Genomic DNA, 21275 nt, shown 5'->3' with positions numbered 1-21275 from the left:
CATGGCGGAGTTGCGGGGAGGGCTCATCGGCTGCGGCTTCTTTGCCATCAACCAGATGCATGCCTGGCGCGACATTGAAGGCGCCGCGATGGTCGCCATTTGCGACCGCGACCCGGAGCGGCTGCGCATCATCGGCGACCAGTTCGGCATTGCGAAGCGCTACACCGACGCGGCAGAGATGTTTGCAAGCGAAAGCCTCGACTTCGTCGATATCGCCACTACCGTTCCCAGCCATCGTCCGCTGGTCGAGATGGCGGCGCTGCACCGTGTGCCGGTGATTTGCCAAAAGCCGTTCGCGCCGACGCTTGCCGACGCCAAGGCGATGGTGAGGGCCTGCGTGGAAGCCGGCGTACCGCTGATGGTGCATGAGAATTTTCGCTGGCAGTCGGCGATCCAGGCGGTGCGTGCCGTGCTCGACAGCGGCGAGATCGGCACGCCGTTCTTCGGGCGCATCTCCTTCCGCTCTGCCTATGACGTGTTTTCCGGCCAGCCCTATCTCGCCAAGGGAAAGCGCTTCATCATCGAGGACCTCGGTATCCACAGTCTCGACATCGCCCGTTTTCTACTGGGCGACGTGTCGACGATCACGACGCGAACCGCGCGCATCAACCCCGGCATCGCGGGCGAAGATGTCGCGACGATGCTGATGGACCACAAGAGCGGGGCGACGTCAGTGGTCGACTGTAGCTACGCGACGAAGCTCGCCACCGAACCGTTTCCCGAAACGCTTATCGAGATCGACGGCAGCGACGGCACGATCCGCTTGGCGCAGGGATATCGGCTCACCGTCACCGGCAGGAGCGGCACGAAGATCACCGACGTTTCGCCGCCCGTACTCGCCTGGGCATCGCGCCCATGGCACAACATCCAGGAGAGCGTCGTCGCCATCCAGCAGCACTGGGTCGACTGCCTGGCAAAGGGAACCGAGCCGGCGACCTCGGGCGCCGACAATCTCAAGACATTCGCGCTGGTCGAGGCGGCCTATCTGGGCGCCGCGAGCCACGAACCTGTCCACCTGGATGGCTTGCTGACATGACAGCCGACGCCTTCCTCCTATACGGCACACGCGTGGTCGAGGCCGAGCCGGTTAGGCTGAGTGCGGGCTTGCTCAGCGCCGACTTTGTCAACGGCAGCCTGCGCACCATCCGTTACGGCGGCATCGAAGTGCTGCGCGCCATCGCCTACATCGTGCGCGACCGCGACTGGGGCACCTATGAACCGGCGCTGGCGGACCTTGCCGTCGATCAGGACGCCGACAGCTTCTCCGTCAGCTACTCCGCAACTTGCTTAGCACCGGGCGGAAGCCGGCTCGACTTTCGCGCTACGATCAAGGGCTCCGCCAACGGTCACCTAGTGTTCGACGTTAGCGCGGTCCCTGAAAGCGATTTCGAGACCAATCGCTGCGGTTTTTGCGTCCTGCATCCGATCGCCGGCCTCGCCGGCAGCCCGGTCACGGTCGAGCATACTGACGGAAGCGTGGTGGCGACGAAACTGCCGCTGTTGATCGATCCCTGGCAGCCTTTCAAGGATTTGCGCGCGATCACCCATGAGGTCCGGCCGGGCATCACTGCCGAATGCCGGATGGAGGGCGACACTTTCGAGATGGAGGACCAGCGCAACTGGTCGGACGCGTCCTACAAGACCTATGTGCGGCCACTGGCGCTGCCTTGGCCCTATGTGCTGCCGGCCGGCCAAACTGTAAGCCAGACGGTCAGCCTGCGCATCACCGGCGAGGGGGGAATGCCGGCCGCAGCATCTGCCGCCGAACCGGTCAGCGTCGAACTCGGCGAGACCGGGCAGAGGCTGCCGGATCTCGGCGTGATCATCTACCCGGATGAGGTCGAAGCAGCGCTCGCAAATCTTTCGACATTGACCGAACTCGGCCCGCAGCAACTTGTCTTCCACTACGATCCGACGCGCGGCCACGGTCTCGAAGCATTGCAGTCTTATGCAAGGCTCACCGCCGCCTATCCGGTGCAGACGACGCTGGAATGCGTTGTTGCCTGCGCGGGCGACCTCGATGCCGAGCTGTCAGGCGTTGCCGACATGGTGCGTCAAGCCGGGTTGAAGCTTTCGGCCATTGCCGTCTCGCCTTCGGTTGACCGGCAGTCGACACCGCCGGGCAGTGCGTGGCCGGACTGTCCGCCGCTCGAAGACGTCTATGACGCGGCGCGGCGCGCCTTTCCCGATATCCGGCTTGGTGGCGGCATGTTCAGCTATTTCACCGAACTCAACCGCAAGCGCGTGCCGGGGGGCCTGCTCGATTTCGTCACTCACTGCACGTGCCCGATCGTGCACGCCGCCGACGATCTCAGCGTCATGCAGTCGCTGGAGGCGCTGCCCTCCATAACCGCGTCGGCGCGGGCGATCTTTGGGGAAAAGCCTTGCCGCATCGGTCCATCGACGATCGCCATGCGCCAGAACCCCTATGGCGGCGCGACCAAGGGTAATCCCGGGGGACAGCGCATCGCCATGGCCGATCGCGACCCTCGCCATGCCGGCCTGTTCGCAGCCGCATGGGCGATCGGCTATGCCGCGCGTGTCGCGCCGGCCGGGCTGGAACTGCTCACGCTGTCCGGCTTCGCCGGGCCCTTCGGCGTGCTTGCAGCATCCGGCGAACCCGTCGCGGAAGGATCGCCTCGGCCGATCTTCGATGCCATCAAGGGGCTTTGCGAACTGGCCGGCCTTACGTATGTGGCGACGAAAACGAGCGACGAGACCAAGGTGCTGGCGCTGGCCGGCCGCTCCGCTTCGGGCAAGACCGTGGCGTGGCTGGCGAACCTGACGGCGGACGACGTGACGGTCGACATCTCAGCTTTTGGCCGAGGCCAACTGGCGCCATACGCGATTGCCCGATTCGGCTGAGTTATTTTTCGGAATTCATCACATAAAGCGCGCGCGAGCGCTCGAGGTGCTTGATCATCGCCTTCTCGGCGCCGTCGGCATCCTTCTTCTCAATGCGGCCGATGATCTCTTCATGCTCGGTCAGCGTGAACTGTTCCTTGCCGGTCCAGATCAGCATTTCGGTGTGATATTCCTTCAGCCAACCGAGCATCGCCTCGCTGACGGCGATATAGATCGGGTTGCCTGAAATGGCCGCGATCTGGGTGTGAAACTTCATGTCGGCTGAGATGAAAGCTTCGGAATCGCCGCGAAAGCCACGCTGTTCGGCAATTGTGGCCCGCAGCTGCTCAACATCCTCTGCGGTGGCGTTTTCGGCGGCTTCCCTGACCATGCCGCGCTCGAAGAAGATGCGCGCCGTTTTCAGGTGCTCCAGCGTGTCCTTCGACGATGACAGGATGATCTTGGCTGCGCCGTCGACCTGCTTGATGATCGACTTGGCGGTCAACTGCAGCACCTTGGCGCGCTCGCCATGCGAGATCGCGACGAGGCCCATATTGCTCAGCGCCTGCATCGCCTCTCGGATCGCGGGCCGGCCGACCTCGAAGCGCTCCATCAACTCGCGCTCTGACGGCATGTCGTCGCCCGGCGTCAGTTCTCCGCTGGTGATCAGGCGCTTCAACCGCAAAAACACTTCGTCGGAAAGTTTGCGCCGGACGATCGGCTCCGAACGGTTCATCGTCGCGAATCACTCCCTTGACCTGTCTCTATCTAGCATTGCCACAGCCATTCCCGGAATGGCCGTCGCCCCGAACGGCCATAGCCGCAAGACAGGATATTGCTTGCAAAGCTTATGTACTCATTATACCAGATTCTGACGATCAAGGAACTCATTTCGAACCTCCGCGGCCTCAGACAACGAACCATGATCACGCTCACTTACCGCATCGAAACGTCAGGTAGCATCGAGGCGCTGGCGACCAAGATCGCCAGCGACCAGTCGACTGGAACCTTCGTCGCGCTGCCCGGTGAGACCGAGGAACTGAAAGCCCGGGTGGCCGCGCGCGTTCTGGCCATTCGGCACCTGCCGGACGCACTTCGCCCCTCCATTCCCGAGGCCGGTAACGGGCCGTTCAAGCGCGCGGATGTCGACATCGCCTTTCCGTTCGATGCCATCGGCACCGACCTGTCGGCGCTGATGACGATCGCCATCGGCGGTGCCTATTCGATCAAAGGGCTATCCGGCATTCGCGTTGTCGACATGAAGCTGCCGGAGCAATTCCGCGGCGCGCATCCAGGTCCGCAATTCGGCGTCGCCGGCAGCCGCAGGCTAACAGGTGTCGCGGACCGACCGATTATCGGCACGATCGTCAAGCCGGCGCTGGGGCTTCGGCCACACGAGACCGCCGCAATGGTGGGGGAGCTGATCGCCGCCGGTGTCGATTTCATCAAGGACGATGAGAAGCTGATGAGCCCAGCCTATTCGCCGCTGGCGGAGCGGGTAAAGGCAATCATGCCGCTGATCCTCGACCACGAGCAGAGGACCGGCAAGAAGGTCATGTATGCCTTCGGCATCTCGCATGCCGACCCGGACGAGATGATGCGCAATCATGATCTGGTGGCCAAGGCCGGCGGCAATTGCGCGGTGGTCAACATCAATTCGATAGGCTTCGGTGGCCTGGCCTTCTTGAGAAAACGCTCCAGCCTGGTGCTGCATGCCCACCGCAACGGCTGGGACATTCTTACCCGCCATCCCGGACTCGGCATGGACTTCAAGGTCTGGCAGCAATTCTGGCGGCTGCTCGGCATCGACCAGTTCCAGATCAACGGCATCCAATCGAAATACTGGGAGCCGGACGCGTCTTTCGTCGAGTCCTTCAAGGCGGTGACGACGCCGATTTTTGCGCCTGAGGATTGCGCCTTGCCTGTGGCGGGCTCCGGCCAATGGGGCGGGCAAGCGCCCGAGACCTATGAACGGACCGGCCGGACGGTCGATCTGCTCTATCTGTGCGGCGGCGGCATCGTCAGCCATCCGGATGGACCGGGCGCCGGGGTGCGTGCCGTGCAGCAGGCCTGGCAAGCTGCGGTCGACGGCATTCCGCTGGCGGAGTTCGCCTTGAGCCATCCCGAACTGGCGCGGTCGATCGAAAAGTTCGGCGACGGCAAAGCGGCCTGAAGCGATGCAAGATCTGCTTCTCAGCTATTATGGCGATGACCTCACCGGTTCGACCGACGTCATGGAAGCGCTCGAACTCGGCGGCGTGCCGACCGTGCTGTTCATGCGCCAGCCGGACGCGGCCATGCTTGCGCAGTTCGCACATTGCCGAGCCGTTGGCCTGGCCGGCACCAGCCGCAGCGAGACGCCACAATGGATGGACACGCATCTGAGCGATGCCTTCGCTTGGCTGAAGACGCTGAATGCCGCGATCTGTCACTACAAGGTCTGCTCGACCTTCGATTCCAGTCCGACGATCGGCAGCATCGGTCGCGCCATCGAGATCGGCCGCTCGGTTTTCGCTCAGGACAGCGTGCCGCTGCTGGTTGGGGCGCCGCAGCTCAAGCGTTACACCGCCTTTGGACATTTGTTCGCGGCCTATCGTGAAAAGTATTTCCGCATCGACCGCCATCCGGTGATGAGCCGCCACCCGACGACGCCGATGGATGAATCCGACCTGCTGATCCATCTGTCGCGGCAGACGGAGCTCACATCGGGGCTGGTCGATCTCGCGACGTTGCAGTCGGTGTCGCGCTCGGAAGCCTTCGACCGCTTGCTCGCTGAGGGCACCGACATCGTACTTGTCGATGTCGACAGCCTCGAGACGCAGGCGCTTGCCGGCAAGGAGATATGGCGCGCTCGCAAGCCGGGCGGTTCGTTCGTCGTCGGTTCGTCCGGAATCGAATATGCGCTGCTGGCCGAATGGGTGTCGAATGGGACGGTCAGAGCTGAACCAAAATTTTCACCGCCGGGTGCTGCCGACCGGATCGCGGTCGTCTCGGGCAGTTGTTCGCCGACGACCGAACGACAGATCCGGCACGCTTTGACCGACGGCTTCGATGGCATCGAGGTCGATCCCGTCGAACTGATCTCCGCAGCTTCCGGAGATGCGATCGCACGCGCGACGGCAGCCGGTCGCGCCAGTCTGGAAGCCGGGCGCAGCGTCGTTCTCTACACGGCCCTTGGACCCGCGGCCGATAGGGGGGGCGAAATCGACCGCCAGGAAGGCGCCCGCCACAAGCTCGGGCGGGGCCTCGGCGAACTGCTTCGCGCGCTGACCATCGAGCAGAAGTTGCAGCGCGTGGTCGTTGCCGGCGGCGATACGTCGAGCCACGCGCTCGGCCAGATGGGCGTCGATGCGCTGACCGTGCGGATGCCGTTGCCGGCGTCGCCGGGCTCGCCGCTTTGCGTCGCTCACTCGCGTATTGAGGCGATCGATGGGCTGGAGGTGGCGCTCAAGGGCGGGCAGGTTGGAACCGACCGCTATTTCAGCGCCATCCGCGACGGCCTTAGCAGCTGACAACGCGTCGCTCCGGCAACCGCGAGATCCATCCGTGGCTCCCTGGCGCCGAAGCCTTTTTGTCGCGTATGTTGACGTTAAATTCACATAAAGATATGAGTTCTTTGTTGCGGCGAGGTGCTTTTGCCGTTTGTCCCCCTTGCTCAATCGGGGTTGTCGCCATGTGTTTCGCCCTTGCATCAGACTACAGGATCGCCCTGTAGCAATCGCCAGTTGCTGAAAGAGGCGGTGATCATGCCCAGCCTGCTCGGAATCGATAACGGCCTCACGGTCACCAAGGCGGTCATCTTCGATGCCGACGGCACGCAATTGTCAGTGGCGCGCCGCCGGGTGCCGCAATCGATGCCCCACGCGCGCTGGGTGGAGCGCGACATGTCAGGCCTGTGGCAAGCAACCGCCGACGCCATCAAGGAGGCGATCGCGCTCTCCGGCAGGCCGGCGGAAGACATCCAGGCGGTGGCGGCGACCGCGCATGGCGATGGTCTCTATCTGCTCGATCATGATCGTCAGCCTTTGGGACCAGGCATCCTGTCGCTCGACAGCCGCGCCGGCGACATTGTCGACAGGTGGTCCGCCGGTACCGTTTTCACCGATGCGCTGGCGACGACGGGCCAGACGCCGCATGTTTCGGCGCCGTCGGCGCTGCTGGCGTGGCTCAAGCAGAACGATCCTGATCGCTATGGCCGCATCGGCCATGTGCTGGCCTGCAAGGACTGGCTGCGCTTTTGCCTGACCGGCACGATCGGGACCGACCGCACGGAGGCCAGCACTTCATTCACGGATTTTCGCACGCAAGCCTATGCGCCTGAAGCGCTGCGCATCTTCGGGTTGGAGGATCTGTTCAACGCGCTGCCGCCGGTGGCGCATTCCGCTGACATCGCCGGTCAAGTCACAGCCGATGCCGCCGAAAGGACCGGCCTTCGCAAGGGAACACCGGTCGCCTGCGGCCTGCACGACGTGGCCGCATCGGCGCTTGGCATGGGCGGCCATGAAGACGGCGTGCTCGCCATCGTCGCCGGCACCTATTCCATCAATGAAGTCGTCTCTTCGCAACCGCGCGTCGACCGGCGTTGGTTCTGCCGCAACGCCATCGACGCGGGCCGTTGGAACAACATGTCGATCTCGCCGGCCTCGACCGCGAACTACGACTGGTTTCTCGACACGTTTTGCCGCGCGGAGCAGGACAGGACGGATGGCGGCTCCCTCCACGAATTGCTGGCGGGAGAGATCGACGCGGCGTTGAAGAAGCCTTCGACCATCCTGTTTCATCCCTATCTGTTCGGCTCTCCCTATGGCGATTTGGCCAGCGGCAGCTTTGTCGGCCTGCATGGCTGGCACAATCGCGGCGACATGCTGAAGGCGGTTCTGGAAGGCATCGCCTTCAATCACCGCACCCATGTCGAGGCTTTGCGCGAAGGCTTTGCTATCAGCGAGATCCGCCTGACCGGCGGCGGCTCGCGTAATCCTGCCTTCGTGCAGATGTTTGCCGACGTGCTGAACGCCCCGGTCACCGTCACCTCGACGGATGAGACCGCGGCCCTCGGTGCCGCGCTTTGCGCAGGTGCCGCGGTCGGGATCTTCGCGACGCCGCAACAGGGCGCCAGGCAGGTCGGGATGACGGAGCGGACGTATCAAACCGTGCCCGCCTCCAGTGCTGTGTTCAATGAGCGGTTTTCGCTCTACTGCCGCATAGCCGAGCAGCTGAAGTCGCATTGGCCTGATATCGAAAGGCTGGCGCGGCCGGGGGTAAACGCATGATCAAGGCCGACGAACGACGCGAAGAGATCGCCGATTATGTGATCAAGCTCGGCCAGGTGCGCATGGATGATCTGGTCGAGCATTTCGGCGTGTCGCGCATGACCATCCACCGGCATATCGACCGGCTGGCGCAGCAGGGCGTGCTGCGCAAGCTGCACGGTGCGGTGACGGTCCAGCCGTCCGGTCTCTACGAGAGCGCTTTCCGCTACCGGGTGACCGTCAATCGAGCCGAGAAGGATGCACTGGCGCGGGCGGCATTGGACTATGTCGAGGCAGGCCAGGTGGTGATGCTCGACGACTCATCGACGGCAAACGCGGTCGCGACGCTGCTGCTCGACGTCAAGCCGCTGACCGTCATTTCCAACAGCGTCTCGACGGCGGGCCAATTGATCAATGTGGACGATATCGATTTCATCTGCCTCGGCGGCCAGTATCATCCCACTTACAATGCCTATATCGGCATCGTCTGCGAGAACGCAGTGGCGCAGTTGCGCGCCAATGTGCTGATCTGTTCGGCTTCGGCCGTCACCGGCACCACGGCCTTCATCCAGGATCCGAATGTCGTGCGGGTCAAGCAGGCGATGATGACCGCCTCCGTGAAGCGCATCCTTTTGGTCGACCACGCAAAATTCGACCGGATCGCGCTGCATGTCTTCGACGATTTGACCAGTTTCGACGCCGTGCTGGTGACCGAGGGCCTCGGCGATGCGCAGGCGCAGAGCCTCGAGCGGGCCGGGGTGAAACTGCGCATCGTCAAGACGAAAGCGCCATGAGCCGAACAGACGGAGCAGGGGCGGACAATCCCGCCGGGCGTCTCGCCGCGATAGCCGGGACCGGCGAGGTCGACGTCGTCATTCTTGGCGCCGGCATCAACGGGGCAGGGCTGTTTCGCGATCTGTGCGCGCAAGGTGTCAGCTGCCTGATCGTCGACAAGGCGGATTTCGGCTCGGGCACCAGTGCCGCGCCGTCGAGGCTCATCCACGGTGGGTTGAAATATCTCGAGACCGGCGAGTTCGGGCTGGTGGCGCAGTCGACGCTCGAACGCAATCTGCTTTTGCAAAACGCGCCGCACTATGTCAGCCCGCTGCCGACCGTCATCCCGATCTTCTCGTGGAGCAAGGGCATGCTCGCGGCGTTGCGAACGCTGTTCGGCTCGACCAGCGCGCCGCGCAGCCGCGGCGCCATACTGATCAAGATCGGCTTGATGATCTACGATTTCTACGGTTCACGAAACCAGGTCATGCCGCGCCACCGCATGGTCGGGCGGCGGCAGGCGCTTAGCGACATGCCGGCGCTCAATCCGGCGATCGTCGCCACCGGCACCTACTACGACGCCAAGATAAGTCACCCGGAAAGGCTGGTGCTGGAACTGATCCTCGACGGCTTGCAGGCCCACGCGGCGTCTGCCGGTGCCAACTACACGACACTGGCGGCTTCAGCCAATGGCGTGCTCACCCTCAAGCCGGAAAACGGCAGTGCTTTTTCGGTGCGGCCGAAGCTGGTGGTGAACGCCGCCGGTCCGTGGATCGACGACGTCAATGCGTTGCTTGGCGCGCCGTCGAAGATGATCGGCGGCACCAAGGGCTCGCATATCCTGTTGAAGCATGACGAACTGGTCAAAAGCCTGGCCGGGCGCATGCTCTATTTCGAGGCCGATGACGGCCGCATCTGCCTGGTCTACGACTATCTCGGCCTGGCGCTGGTCGGCTCGACCGACATCAAGGCCGACAATCCCGACGCGGTGCGCTGCGAACCCGAAGAAGTCGACTATCTGCTCGACAGCGTGCGAACGCTTTTGCCGGGCATGGCGTTCGAGCACGACCAGATCGTCTACGCCTATAGCGGCATCCGGCCGCTGCCGACGTCTGAAGCAGCGACGCCCGGACTGATCAGCCGCGATCATTCGGCGCCCGTTGCCGAGCCGGACGGCAACAGGCCCTTTGCAGTCATTTCGCTGGTCGGCGGCAAATGGACGACGTTCCGCGGCTTTGCCGAGGAAGTCACTGATACCGTACTGAAGCGCTTGCAGCGCAGCCGCAAGGTGACGACGCGAGCCATGCCGATCGGCGGCGGGAGGGATTTCCCGGCCAACGCCCCGGCCCGCGCGGACTGGCTGGCCGAGGCACAGCAGGCAACAGGCGCCGGGGAAGGGCGCCTTGATCAATTGCTGTCGCGCTACGGGACCAGAGCCGTTGAGATCGCCAGGCACGGGTCGGATGATGAGGGTCGTCGTCTGCCGGACTCGGACGGCTACGGCAAGGCGGAAATCGACTACATCGTGCGCAACGAATTCGTCGAACATCTGGCCGATGTCGTTATGCGCCGCAGCACGTTGGCGATAGGCGGCTCGCTGACGAGCCGCGACCTGCAGGAGATTGCCGCGATCGCGGGGCGGGCGTTGGGGTGGAGCACCGAGCGCCTCACGCGGGAGGTCGAATCCGCTGTTGTCGAGCTCGAGGGCATGAACCTGATGCGGCTGGACTGATCGCTTGATCGCCGACGCCTAGCTTTTCCTGAGGCAATCCGATCGATTTGCCCTTGTTGCGCCTTGTGCATCAACCTTCCCATTTTGCACCCGGATTGGGATTTGCCGGCGCCTACGGGCTCATGCCGTCACTGGATACGGTAACACAAATTGACGTTAAATTAACACTACCGTATGGTCATATTGTATGCTTACCTTCTAATAGGCTCGCGTTGGCTGCCGAACGTCGGCTGAGGCAACCATCTGCGGAGGGATTGACAGCGGTGCAAAGGTATGAAAATTTTTGCACACAAAGATAATATTATCACCCTGGGGAGGGGATGGCTTGAATTCCGGCGGAAGCGCAAACCGCGACCATGAATCCAGCCTCGCCACGCGCGCGGCCTGGCTGCACTATGCCGGTGGTCTGACCCAGGCCCAGGTGGCCAAGCGGCTTGGCCTGACCAGCCTCAAGGCGCATAGGCTGATCACCAAGGCCAACCAGGAAGGTCTGGTTAGGGTCTTCATCGACGGCGACGTCGCCGAATGCGTCGACCTGGAACAGCGCCTGATCGCCGCCTATGGGCTCCACTATTGCGAGGTGGTTCCCGATCTCGATCAGGACGAACTGCCGCTCAAGGGGCTGGGCATTGCCGGCGCCCAGTTCCTGAAGCGCGAAATCGATCGCGGCGAAGACATGCTGATCGGCGTCGGCCATGGCCGCACGCTTGCCGCCAGCGTCGAATATCTGACGCGCGCAACTGCTGCTCACATCCGTTTCGTCTCGCTGCTTGGCGGCGTGACGCGCAAATTCGCCGCCAACCCGCACGACGTCATGCATCGCCTGGCAGAGCGGACCGGCGCGCAGGCTTTCGTCATGCCGGTGCCTTTTGTCGCCAATACCGCCGAGGACCGCGAAGTGCTGCTTGGCCAGCGCGGCATCAGCGATGTGTTCGCTCTCGCCAGCCGGTCCGACCTGATGTTCGTCGGAATAGGCACGGCCGAGCGGGAGGCGTCGCTGGTCGCCACCGGCATGATCGAGCCTTCCGAAATCGACGAGGTCAAGCGTGACGGCGGCGTTGGTGAATTGCTGGCGCATTTCTTCGACGACAAGGGGCGTCCGGTCGAAACGGCGCTGTCGGAAAGAATACTGGCGCTTCCGCGCGATCAGTTGAAGGGCCGCAGGATCGTTGCCGTCGCCGGCGGCAAGGTGAAGGTGCGCGCCATCAAGGCAGTACTCGAAAGCCGTTATCTCAGCGGCCTGGTCACCGACGAATGCACGGCCCGCGCGCTGGTCGAGCTCGACGATGCAGCCGGGACCGCGAAGCGCCGCGTGAACGGAGGAACTTCGAATGCGTGACAACGGAAAATCGCTGGTGGTTGCATCATGAGCGCGAAGGCTGCCACCGCCCGGCAAGCTTCGCCCAACCTGCGCCGGGTCCTTGCCAGCGCCGCGGCTCTGGTTCTGCTCGGCGCCATGGCGCTCGACACCAAGGTGATCAAGATCGGCTCTGCCGGCGATGTTCGCAACGCCGTGTTTTCGGCCGCCGACTACGGCAAATCTGAATTCCCCAAGGTGCAAGCCGATGTCGAAGCGCGTGCCGCCGACGCCGCTACGGTGGCGACGGCGATCGCCAAGGACAGGGCGACGGCCGAAAAGGAATATGGCGTGCCGGCGGGAGTCGGACCGGTCATCTCGGTCAAGTTCACCGGCGTCGTCGGCGAGGGAAAATCGGGCATCTACAAGGTCGCCGTCGACGGTTTGCCGGACACGTTGACCGTCCGCGTACAGACTGGGCCGGCGATCAACGGAACCGAGCTTCGCGACGCCACCGGCAAGATCACCTTTGGTCAGTTCACCAACCAGATCGAGTATCAGGACGCCGGCTCGGCGCTGAACAACGAGATGAAGAAGGAGGTGCTGGCGAAAGTCGATACCAGTGCCTTGACCGGCAAGACAATAGCGGTGGTCGGCGTCTTCAAGCTGGTCAATCCGAAGAGCTGGCTGGTCACACCGGTGAGGCTGGACGTCAAATGACAATGGCTGCCGGCACAGAACCCGCGACTGGCGATGCCGTGCTTTCGGCGCGCAATGTCGTCATGTCGTATGGCGGCGTCCACGCGCTCAAGGGCGTCAACTTCGACATCCATCGCGGCAAGGTCACCACCCTGTTCGGAGAGAATGGCGCCGGCAAATCGACGCTGATGAAGATCCTGTCCGGCGTGGTGACGCCGACATCCGGCGACATCGTGCTCGATGGCAATCTTGTCAGCTTTGCCTCGTCTTCGGACGCGCGCGATCGCGGCATTTCGATCATCCACCAGGAGCTCAGCCTGGCGCCGAACCTCAGCGTTCGCGACAACATCTTCATGGGCCGCGAACTGCGCACCAGAACCGGCCTCGACTTCGCCGAGGAGGCGCGCCAGGCGCGGGCGCTGATGGCCGACCTCGAAGAAGACATCGATCCGATGACCCTGGTCGAGGACCTGCGCCTGGGGCAGCAACAGATCGTCGAGATCGCACGCGCGCTGTCGGTCGATTCCCGCATCCTGATCATGGACGAGCCGACCTCCGCACTCAGTGCGACCGAGGTGGAGGTGCTGTTCAAGGTGATCCGCGATCTGACCAGCCGCGGTGTCTCCATCGTCTACATCTCGCATCACCTCGAAGAGGCGCTGCAGATCACCGACTACGCCGTCGTGCTGCGTGACGGGGCGATCACGGCAACGGCCGAGGCCAAGGACATCGACCTCGAATGGATCGTCCGCAACATGGTGGGCGAGAATTTCGATCTCGGCTCGCCGCCGACCGGCCACGAGTTCGGCGCGGTGGCGCTTTCGATCGAGGATGTCAGCGTCACCGACGCTTCGGGTTCAGGCTACGTCGTCGATCATCTGTCGCTGGATGTCAAAGCGGGCGAGATCGTCTGCATCTATGGGCTGATGGGCGCGGGCCGCACGGAATTGCTGGAGGCCGTCGCCGGCCGTGTGCCCATGGCGGGCGGGCGGGCGCTGCTGGAGGGTGAGGACGTTTCGGGGCTGACCATTGCCCAGCGCATCGCCCGAGGTCTGGTTCTGGTCCCCGAGGATCGCCAGCGCGATGGCCTGGTTCAGACCATGACCGTCGGCCGCAATCTGTCGCTTGCCAGCATCGAGGCGTTCGCGAAAGGCCTGTTCCTCTCCCGGCCGAGGGAACGCGCACTGATCGACGATTCGATCCGCAAGGTGACCATCAAGACCGCGGGCGGCAACGCCATGATCGGATCGCTGTCGGGCGGCAACCAGCAGAAGGTCGTCATCGGCAAGATGCTGACGACAGATCCCAAGGTCATCCTTCTCGACGAGCCGAGCCGCGGCATCGATGTCGGCGCCAAGGCCGAAGTCTTTCGCTTGCTCAGCGAGCGCGCCGCGCAAGGCTTGGCGGTCGTCTTCTCGACTTCGGAGGTCAATGAGTGCCTCAGCATCGCCCATCGCATCGTCGTGATGCGGCGCGGCAAGATTTCAGCCGAATTCGGCGCCAACGCCACCAAAGAGCAGATCATGGCCGCCTCCGGCGAAGCCGTGGTCGCCTGACCATAGAATTTCGGAGCCCCGACCCATGAGCGATGTCAGCCAGGCCAGCAAACAGTCCAGCCCCAATGCGGGCGGCGAGGGCTTCGACGTGGCCAAGCTGCTGCTCGAAGGCCGGGCCTTCTTTGCCCTGATCGTCATCATTGTCGTCTTCTCGATCCTGTCGCCCTATTACCTCTCGGTGGCGAATTTCCTGACCATGGCCTCGCATGTCGCCATCTTCGGGATTCTCGCCGTCGGCATGCTGCTGGTCATCCTCAATGGCGGCATCGACCTGTCGGTGGGGTCGACGCTCGGGCTTGCCGGCGTCGTCGCTGGGTTTCTGATGCAGGGCGTGACGCTGACCTGGCTGGGCGTCGTTCTCTACCCGCCGGTCTGGGTGGTCGCGGTGCTGGCCTGCATGCTGGGTGCGGCCGTCGGGCTTATCAACGGCGTGCTGATCGCGCGGTTCAAGGTTCCGGCCTTCGTCGCCACGCTCGGCGTCATGTACATGGCGCGCGGCCTGGCACTGCTGATGACCAGCGGCCTGACCTACAACAATCTCGGCGGCAAGCCGGAGTTGGGCAACACCGGTTTCGATGCTCTCGGCTTCAACCGCCTGTTCGGCGTGCCGACCGGCGTGGTGGTGCTGGCGGTTATCGCGCTGATCGGCAGCATCGTCCTGAACCGCACCGCCTTTGGACGCTGGCTCTACGCCTCGGGCGGCAATGAGCGCGCCGCCGAACTCTCCGGCGTTCCGGTCAAGACCGTGCAGATTTCGGTCTATGTGCTGTCGGGCATCTGCGCCGCCATTGCCGGCCTGATCCTGTCCTCGCAGCTGACCTCGGCCGGGCCGACCGCCGGCACCACCTACGAACTGACGGCCATCGCCGCCGTGGTCATCGGCGGCGCCGCACTCACCGGCGGGCGCGGCAACATTCGCGGCACCTTGCTCGGAGCCTTCGTCATCGGCTTCCTATCCGATGGTCTGGTGATCATCGGCATCTCATCCTACTGGCAGACAGTGTTCACAGGCGCCGTCATCGTGCTCGCCGTGCTCCTCAATGCCGTTCAGTATCGCCGCCGTAGCAAGCTTCCAGCTTCGACGGGCGGCCAACCGACTTCTCAGAAACGGGGGAAGGCCGAACCGGCCAATCCTGCCCAAGGGAAGACTGCCAGCTGACTGGCAGCAACACCGCGTAATCATTGGAGGAATGTACATGAAAATCGTGCTTAGAAGTTTGCTTGCCGCCGCGATGGTGGTCGGGTTTAGCGCAGCCGCATCGGCCGCGGGCCTGATCTCGATCATCGTCAACGATCCGGCCAACCCCTACTGGCTGACCGAAGGCAACGTTGCCAAGGCCGAAGCCGAAAAGCTTGGCTATACAGCCAACGTCGCCGCCCACAAGGGCGACACCAATACCGAAAGCAATCTGATCGACACCGCCATCACCAACAAGTCGGTGGCGATCATCCTCGACCCGGCCAATGCCGATGGTTCGGTCGGCGCGGTGAAGAAGGCGATTGCCGCCAACATCCCGGTTTTCCTCGTCAATGCCGAGATCAACCAGGAAGGTCTTGCCAAGGGACAGCTCGTCTCCAACAACGCCCAGGGTGCGGCTCTCGGTGCCCAGCAGTGGGTGCAGGCGGTCGGTGAAAAGGGCAAGTATGTCGAACTGCTCGGCGCCCCGTCGGACAACAACGCCGCCACGCGCTCGAACGGCTACGCGACTGTGCTCAGCCAGTATCCGGATCTCGAAAAGGCCGCTTCGCAGGTCGCCAACTGGGATCGTACCCAGGGCCATGACAAGATGCAGAGCATGCTGCAGGCCAATCCCGACATCATCGCGGTGATCAGCGGCAACGATGAAATGGCGCTTGGCGCGGTTGCGGCGCTGAAGGAAGCTGGCAAGCTCGCCGGCATCAAGGTCGGCGGCTTTGACGGTTCCCCGGATGCGGTTGCGGCCATCAAGTCCGGCGAACTGCAGTACACCGTGCTTCAGCCGGTGGCCATCTTCTCGGCCAAGGCTGTGCAGCAGGCCGACTCGTTCATCAAGTCGGGCGCTACCGGCGCCACCAGCGAGAAGCAGCTGTTCGATTGCCTGCTCATCACCAAGGACAATGTGGACAAGTACACCGCACCCTTCGTGCTGTCGGAATAAAACGTGCTCAGGGGGTGTCCTTTGCGGACACTCCCTGGCTCTTCCACGGCTCCAGACAATAAAGACTGCTCCTTGTGAATTGCCTTCATAACCATCCGGAACGTGCGGCATGAAAGACCTGCTGATCGGGATCGACGCGGGAACGTCCGTGATCAAATCGGTCGCTTTCGATCTGTCGGGGCGGCAGCTTGCCATGGCGTCGGTGACCAACAGCTTCGTCACGCTGGAAGGCGGCGGCGCCGAGCAGGACCTTAATCAGACCTGGCGCGACATGGTGCTGACCGTTCTCGATCTGGCGACGAAAATTCCAGACCTCGCGCGGCGAACCGCGGCCGTCGCGGTGACCGGGCAGGGCGACGGCACCTGGCTGATCGATGGCGACGGCATGCCGGTCGGGCGCGCCTGGCTCTGGCTCGATGCGCGCGCCGGACATCTGGTGGACGAGATGCGCGGCGATCCCCGGGATCGCACGCGGTTCGCGATCACCGGCACCGGGCTCAACGCCTGCCAGCAGGGCGCTCAGCTCAGCTGGCTGAAGAAAAACAGCCCGGAAATTTTGGAGCGCGCCGCCACTGCCTTTCACTGCAAGGATTGGCTCTATTTCAAGATGACCGGCGAGCGCGCCACCGATCCCTCGGAAGGCACCTTCACCTTCGGCGATTTCCGCGCGCGCAGCTATTCCGACGAGGTGCTCGACATTCTCGATCTGACGTCGCACCGCCGCCTGCTGCCCCCCATGCTCGAAGGCACGACCGACCATCATCCGCTTTCTGCGTCGGCAGCAGGCGAGACCGGCCTGCTTGCGGGCACGCCGGTGGTGCTGGGCTACGTCGACATGGTCAGCACCGCGCTCGGCGCCGGCCTCTATGATCCAAGCGGCAATGTTGGCTGCACGGTCATCGGCTCGACCGGCATCCACACGCGCCTGGCGCGCACAGCCGACGATGTCATCCTCAACGACAACGCGTCCGGCTACACGATCGCCATGCCGGTTCCCGGCGCCTATGCGCAACTGCAATCCAATATGGCGGCGACGCTCAACATCGACTGGCTGCTCGGCCTGGCGCGCGACTTGCTGACCGCCAGCGGCGCAAAACCTTCGGGCGACGAATTGCTGAAAGCGCTCGATGTCTGGGTCGAAGGATCGGAACCGGGGTCGCTGGTCTATCAGCCTTATATCTCGCTTGCCGGCGAACGCGGCCCGTTCGTCGATCCAGACGCGCGCGCCGGCTTCATCGGGCTTTCCGTCAAGCACGGTTTTGGCGATCTGGCACGCGCGGTTCTTGAAGGATTGGCCTTCGCGGCCCGCGATTGCTACCAGGCAATGGGCAGCGTGCCCGGCGAAATCCGCCTGTCTGGCGGCGCCGCGCGCAGCCCGTCGCTGCGCGGTATCATCGCTGCGGCGACCCGCGCGCAAGTCAGGACCAGCAGCCGCCAGGAAGCCGGCGCCGCGGGTGCGGCGATGATGGCCGCAGTCGGGCTTGGCGTCTATCGCTCGATGGATGATTGCTGCGCCGAGTGGGTGACGCCGCTGCTGGGCGAATGCGACGCCTATGACGAGGCGCTTTCGCAAACCTACGATGCGCTGTTTCCGTCTTTTGTCGCGGCGCGTCAGGCGCTGCATCCGGTGTGGAAATCGATGGCGCACCGCACAGGAGCTAAGTCTTGAGCGATACAACGGATATTGTCGATCTCTTCGTGATCGGCGGCGGCGTCAACGGCGCCGGTATAGCGCGCGATGCCGCCGGCCGTGGGCTGTCGGTCATCCTGTGCGAGAAGGACGATCTGGCGCAAGGCACCAGCTCGCGTTCCGGCAAGCTGGTGCATGGCGGTCTGCGCTACCTCGAATATTACGAGTTCCGGCTGGTGCGCGAAGCGCTGATCGAACGCGAGGTGCTGCTTGAGGCGGCGCCGCACATCATCTGGCCGATGCGCTTCGTGCTGCCGCACAGCCCCGAGGACAGGCCGGCATGGCTGGTCCGGCTCGGGCTGTTTCTCTACGACCATCTTGGCGGCCGCGAGCGGCTGCCGGGAACGAGGACGCTGAACTTGAGAACAGCGCCGGAAGGGGCGCCGATCAAGGACGAATTCAAGCGCGGCTTCGAATATTCCGACTGCTGGGTCGATGACGCCAGGCTGGTGTTGCTCAATGCGCTCGATGCCAGTCAGCGCGGCGCAAAAGTCTTCACCCGCACCGCCTGTATTGCTGCCCGGCGCGAAGGCGGCATGTGGTCGATCCACATGCAGGATGGCCGCACCGGTGCGGTGACGAAGGTCCGCGCATGCGGGCTGGTCAATGCGGCTGGGCCGTGGGTGAATGACATCGTCAGCCGCGTCGCCGGGCAGAATTCCACCCGCAACGTTCGCCTGGTGAAGGGCAGCCATATCGTCGTGCCGAAATTCTGGGAGGGGCGGCAGGCCTATCTTATCCAGAACAACGACAAGCGGGTGATCTTCGTCAACCCGTATGAGAACGATCTGGCGCTGATCGGCACGACGGACATTCCCTACGAGGGCCGGCCCGAAGAAGTGGCGGCCGAGGCCAGCGAAATCGATTATCTGATCAAGGTGGTCAATCGCTACTTCAAGCGACAGCTCACCGCGCAAGACGTGGTCTACAGCTTCTCGGGCGTGCGTCCGCTCTATGACGACAATGCCGACAATCCAAGCGCGGTGACGCGCGACTACATCTTCGAACTCGACGCCCCGAACGGTGGCGCGCCGCTGCTTTCTGTGTTCGGCGGCAAGATCACCACCTTCCGCAAACTGTCCGAACATGCGCTGGAAAAGATCCAGCCCTTCTTTCCGACCATGAAGAAGGCCTGGACGGCCAAAATTCCCCTGCCGGGAGGCGACCTGCCCAACGCGGATTTCGAGCAGTTCCTGGGCGATCTGCATGCCGAGTTCTCGTGGCTTAGCCCGTCGCTGGTGAAGCACTATGCTCGAAGCTACGGCACGCGCACGCGCGCTCTGCTGAAAGGGGTAAAAGGCGAAGCCGATCTCGGCCGGCGTTTCGGCCCGGATTTCTATGAGCGGGAAGTTGTCTTCCTGTTCGAGACCGAATGGGCGATGACCGCCGCCGACGTTCTCGAACGCCGGACCAAACACGGGCTGCATATCAATGCGGCCGAGCGGAAGACATTCGAAGACTGGTGCACAAAGACCATGGCGGCGGTGAACTGATGGCCTTCACGCTTTCGCTGAACACCAACCCGCTGGTCAATCGCTTCGCCGATCCCGACGATCTGATCGACGCCATTGCCTATGGCATCGGCATCCGCGACGTGCAGCTGACGCATGAATTCGTCAATCCGGGTTGGCCGGCGGCAACGATCGTCAAGTTCGTTCGCCTGTTCAACAGCGCGCTGGCGCGGACTGGCGTGCGGATCACCTCCGGCATGACCGGTCCCTATGGCCGGCTCAACCATTTCGGCCATCCGGACGCGGATGTGCGCCGCTATTATGTCGACTGGTTCAAGACCTTTGCCGACATTTCCGCCGAGCTTGGCGCGTCGGGCATGGGCACGCAGTTCGCCATATTCACCTACAAGGATTTTGACGATCCGCAGCGGCGCGCGGCGCTTCTCGACATCGCGCTCGAATGCTGGCGCGAAGTGGCCGAGCACGCCAAGGCGGCGGGCCTGACCTATTTGTTCTGGGAACCGATGTCGGTGGGGCGGGAGTTCGGCCACACGATCGAAAGCTGCGTCGAATTGCAGGGCGCCATCGATACGGCCAAGCTGCCGATCCCGATGCAGATGATGGTCGACATCGACCATGGCGACGTGACCTCGCCCAATCCTGACGACACCGATCCCTATGCCTGGGCGAAAGCGTTCCCGTTGCGATCGCCGATCATCCACATCAAGCAGTCGTCGATGAACAAGGGCGGGCACTGGCCGTTCACGGCCGCATACAACAAGGATGGCCGCATCATCCCGCAGAAGCTGCTCGATGCAGTGCGGGCGGGTGGCGGAACCGACAATGAGATTTGCCTCGAACTTTCCTTCCGGGAGAGGGAGCCGGTCGATCATCAGGTTATTGCAATGATCCGCGAGTCGGTGGATTTCTGGGCGCCTTACATCGACAGCGGCCGCGAAAGTCTCACGCCTCGCGCTTGAGGGAAAGCGTCGGCCCGAAGGCCGGCGCGTAGACCCGGAAACACGCATCATCCGAATTTCGGATCGAAGGAGAGAAGAATGGCCCCATATTGGGTCGGCACGAGCTGGAAGATGAACAAGACGCTGGCGGAGGCGCTGCAGTTCGCCGAGGCATTGGCGGCGTTCGTGCCGGGCTTCGATCCGGCGATACAGCCTTTCGTCATTCCCCCCTTCACCGCGGTGCGGCAGGTCAAGGCGGCGCTCGCCAACACCCGCGTCAAGGTCGGCGCCCAGAACATGCATTGGGCCGATGCCGGTGCCTGGACGGGCGAGATTTCGCCGGTGATGCTGAGGGATTGTGGGCTCGACCTGATCGAACTCGGCCATAGCGAGCGCCGTGAGCATTTTGGCGAGACGGACAAGATCGTGGGACTGAAAACCGCAGCGGCAGTCAAGCACGGCTTCGTACCCTTGATTTGTGTCGGCGAGACGCTGGCCGAGCGCGAGGGCGGCCGCGCCGACGAAATCCTGACCGCGCAGGTTTTGGGCGCGCTGCAGGGTCTCGCAAACAATGAGTTGTCGGCAGAGATACTCTTTGCCTATGAACCGGTGTGGGCGATCGGCGAGAAAGGCATTCCGGCCAGCGCCGACTATGCCGACAAGCAGCAGGCGCTGATCAAGCAGGTCGCAGCAACCCGGTTGCCGACCGCCCCGCTTGTGCTCTACGGCGGCAGCGTCAATCCCGGCAACGCGGCCGAACTGATCGGCCAGCCGCATATCGATGGGCTGTTCATCGGCCGCTCGGCATGGCAAGCGGAAGGCTATATCGACATTCTCAAAAAGGCGTCGGCCGCCATTGCGCGCTGACCACGAAAACGAAGGAGTT

At 63.3% G+C, this 21275-nt stretch carries 17 protein-coding genes; 16 read left to right on the top strand and 1 reads right to left on the bottom strand.

Translation table 11 applies throughout. The annotated features are described in order from the left end of the window. Position 1 precedes the first annotated feature (1 nt). Both AC3CCE_RS21280 and apnL read left to right on the top strand, forming a co-directional pair. Entirely contained in the window at positions 2-1036 is a 1035-nt protein-coding gene (locus tag AC3CCE_RS21280) for a Gfo/Idh/MocA family protein (RefSeq protein WP_023681700.1), read from the top strand. After that, on the top strand, positions 1033-2865 hold the full coding sequence (gene apnL, locus AC3CCE_RS21275; protein ID WP_352625938.1) for a D-apionate lactonase: 1833 nt from the start codon (positions 1033-1035) through the stop codon (positions 2863-2865). Before AC3CCE_RS21280 ends, apnL begins: the two co-directional genes overlap by 4 nt. Position 2866: 1 nt before the next feature. On the opposite strand, the gene AC3CCE_RS21270 is transcribed toward apnL, so the two are convergent. Beyond that, the gene (locus AC3CCE_RS21270) at positions 2867-3580 is read right to left on the bottom strand and encodes a transcriptional regulator NanR (protein WP_352625939.1); all 714 of its coding nucleotides are present in this window, start codon (positions 3578-3580) and stop codon (positions 2867-2869) included. 186 nt (positions 3581-3766) lie between these two features. Here AC3CCE_RS21270 and oiaX point away from each other — a divergent pair, with 186 nt between their 5' ends. The 14 genes from oiaX to AC3CCE_RS21200 all read left to right on the top strand — a co-directional run bounded on the left by oiaX (position 3767) and on the right by AC3CCE_RS21200 (position 21256). After that, positions 3767-5017 carry a 3-oxo-isoapionate-4-phosphate decarboxylase OiaX gene (gene oiaX / locus AC3CCE_RS21265; protein WP_352625940.1) on the top strand — a complete coding sequence of 417 codons (1251 nt, stop codon included), beginning with the start codon at positions 3767-3769 and terminating at the stop codon, positions 5015-5017. Between the two features lie 4 nt (positions 5018-5021). Beyond that, entirely contained in the window at positions 5022-6356 is a 1335-nt protein-coding gene (locus AC3CCE_RS21260) for a four-carbon acid sugar kinase family protein (protein ID WP_352625941.1), read from the top strand. Between the two features lie 234 nt (positions 6357-6590). Next, entirely contained in the window at positions 6591-8114 is a 1524-nt protein-coding gene (locus tag AC3CCE_RS21255) for an FGGY-family carbohydrate kinase (RefSeq protein ID WP_352625942.1), read from the top strand. After that, positions 8111-8887, top strand: coding sequence for a DeoR/GlpR family DNA-binding transcription regulator (locus AC3CCE_RS21250; protein WP_352625943.1), 777 nt, complete (start codon positions 8111-8113; stop codon positions 8885-8887). Before AC3CCE_RS21255 ends, AC3CCE_RS21250 begins: the two co-directional genes overlap by 4 nt. Then, entirely contained in the window at positions 8884-10599 is a 1716-nt protein-coding gene (locus AC3CCE_RS21245) for a glycerol-3-phosphate dehydrogenase/oxidase (protein ID WP_352625944.1), read from the top strand. The genes AC3CCE_RS21250 and AC3CCE_RS21245 overlap by 4 nt, the downstream gene beginning before the upstream one ends. Positions 10600-10924: 325 nt before the next feature. Next, positions 10925-11938: a sugar-binding transcriptional regulator gene (locus AC3CCE_RS21240; protein WP_352625945.1), complete on the top strand. Its 1014-nt coding sequence runs from the start codon at positions 10925-10927 to the stop codon at positions 11936-11938. 27 nt (positions 11939-11965) lie between these two features. Next, a complete protein-coding gene (locus AC3CCE_RS21235; protein WP_023691086.1) occupies positions 11966-12616 on the top strand; it encodes a DUF2291 domain-containing protein in 651 nt (216 codons plus the stop codon). After that, complete coding sequence (locus AC3CCE_RS21230; RefSeq protein WP_023697632.1) at positions 12613-14151, top strand: sugar ABC transporter ATP-binding protein; 1539 nt, start codon at positions 12613-12615, stop codon at positions 14149-14151. The genes AC3CCE_RS21235 and AC3CCE_RS21230 overlap by 4 nt, the downstream gene beginning before the upstream one ends. Positions 14152-14176: 25 nt before the next feature. Next, positions 14177-15310, top strand: coding sequence for an ABC transporter permease (locus AC3CCE_RS21225; RefSeq protein WP_023688198.1), 1134 nt, complete (start codon positions 14177-14179; stop codon positions 15308-15310). A 37-nt stretch (positions 15311-15347) separates the two neighbouring features. After that, complete coding sequence (locus tag AC3CCE_RS21220; RefSeq protein WP_081725422.1) at positions 15348-16289, top strand: D-ribose ABC transporter substrate-binding protein; 942 nt, start codon at positions 15348-15350, stop codon at positions 16287-16289. Between the two features lie 109 nt (positions 16290-16398). After that, positions 16399-17958, top strand: coding sequence for an FGGY-family carbohydrate kinase (locus AC3CCE_RS21215; RefSeq protein ID WP_352625946.1), 1560 nt, complete (start codon positions 16399-16401; stop codon positions 17956-17958). Continuing rightward, on the top strand, positions 17955-19472 hold the full coding sequence (locus AC3CCE_RS21210) for a glycerol-3-phosphate dehydrogenase (protein ID WP_023744769.1): 1518 nt from the start codon (positions 17955-17957) through the stop codon (positions 19470-19472). Before AC3CCE_RS21215 ends, AC3CCE_RS21210 begins: the two co-directional genes overlap by 4 nt. Next, the gene (locus tag AC3CCE_RS21205) at positions 19472-20410 is read left to right on the top strand and encodes a sugar phosphate isomerase/epimerase family protein (protein ID WP_023744770.1); all 939 of its coding nucleotides are present in this window, start codon (positions 19472-19474) and stop codon (positions 20408-20410) included. The genes AC3CCE_RS21210 and AC3CCE_RS21205 overlap by 1 nt, the downstream gene beginning before the upstream one ends. Before the next feature lie 78 nt (positions 20411-20488). Continuing rightward, the gene (locus tag AC3CCE_RS21200) at positions 20489-21256 is read left to right on the top strand and encodes a triose-phosphate isomerase (protein WP_023701685.1); all 768 of its coding nucleotides are present in this window, start codon (positions 20489-20491) and stop codon (positions 21254-21256) included. Positions 21257-21275: the final 19 nt, after the last annotated feature.

This window comes from Mesorhizobium sp. P160187 (genome assembly GCF_057766425.1).
Note: the sequence above shows the minus strand (reverse complement) of the source record. Positions and strands in the feature narration are given on the sequence as shown.

Coding starts and splice junctions, on each gene's coding strand:
- AC3CCE_RS21280 (WP_023681700.1), top strand. CDS start 2: ATGGCGGAGTTGCGGGGAGGGCTCATCGGCTGCGGCTTCTTTGCCATC.
- apnL (WP_352625938.1), top strand. CDS start 1,033: ATGACAGCCGACGCCTTCCTCCTATACGGCACACGCGTGGTCGAGGCC.
- AC3CCE_RS21270 (WP_352625939.1), bottom strand. CDS start 3,580: ATGAACCGTTCGGAGCCGATCGTCCGGCGCAAACTTTCCGACGAAGTG.
- oiaX (WP_352625940.1), top strand. CDS start 3,767: ATGATCACGCTCACTTACCGCATCGAAACGTCAGGTAGCATCGAGGCG.
- AC3CCE_RS21260 (WP_352625941.1), top strand. CDS start 5,022: ATGCAAGATCTGCTTCTCAGCTATTATGGCGATGACCTCACCGGTTCG.
- AC3CCE_RS21255 (WP_352625942.1), top strand. CDS start 6,591: ATGCCCAGCCTGCTCGGAATCGATAACGGCCTCACGGTCACCAAGGCG.
- AC3CCE_RS21250 (WP_352625943.1), top strand. CDS start 8,111: ATGATCAAGGCCGACGAACGACGCGAAGAGATCGCCGATTATGTGATC.
- AC3CCE_RS21245 (WP_352625944.1), top strand. CDS start 8,884: ATGAGCCGAACAGACGGAGCAGGGGCGGACAATCCCGCCGGGCGTCTC.
- AC3CCE_RS21235 (WP_023691086.1), top strand. CDS start 11,966: ATGAGCGCGAAGGCTGCCACCGCCCGGCAAGCTTCGCCCAACCTGCGC.
- AC3CCE_RS21230 (WP_023697632.1), top strand. CDS start 12,613: ATGACAATGGCTGCCGGCACAGAACCCGCGACTGGCGATGCCGTGCTT.
- AC3CCE_RS21225 (WP_023688198.1), top strand. CDS start 14,177: ATGAGCGATGTCAGCCAGGCCAGCAAACAGTCCAGCCCCAATGCGGGC.
- AC3CCE_RS21220 (WP_081725422.1), top strand. CDS start 15,348: ATGAAAATCGTGCTTAGAAGTTTGCTTGCCGCCGCGATGGTGGTCGGG.
- AC3CCE_RS21215 (WP_352625946.1), top strand. CDS start 16,399: ATGAAAGACCTGCTGATCGGGATCGACGCGGGAACGTCCGTGATCAAA.
- AC3CCE_RS21205 (WP_023744770.1), top strand. CDS start 19,472: ATGGCCTTCACGCTTTCGCTGAACACCAACCCGCTGGTCAATCGCTTC.
- AC3CCE_RS21200 (WP_023701685.1), top strand. CDS start 20,489: ATGGCCCCATATTGGGTCGGCACGAGCTGGAAGATGAACAAGACGCTG.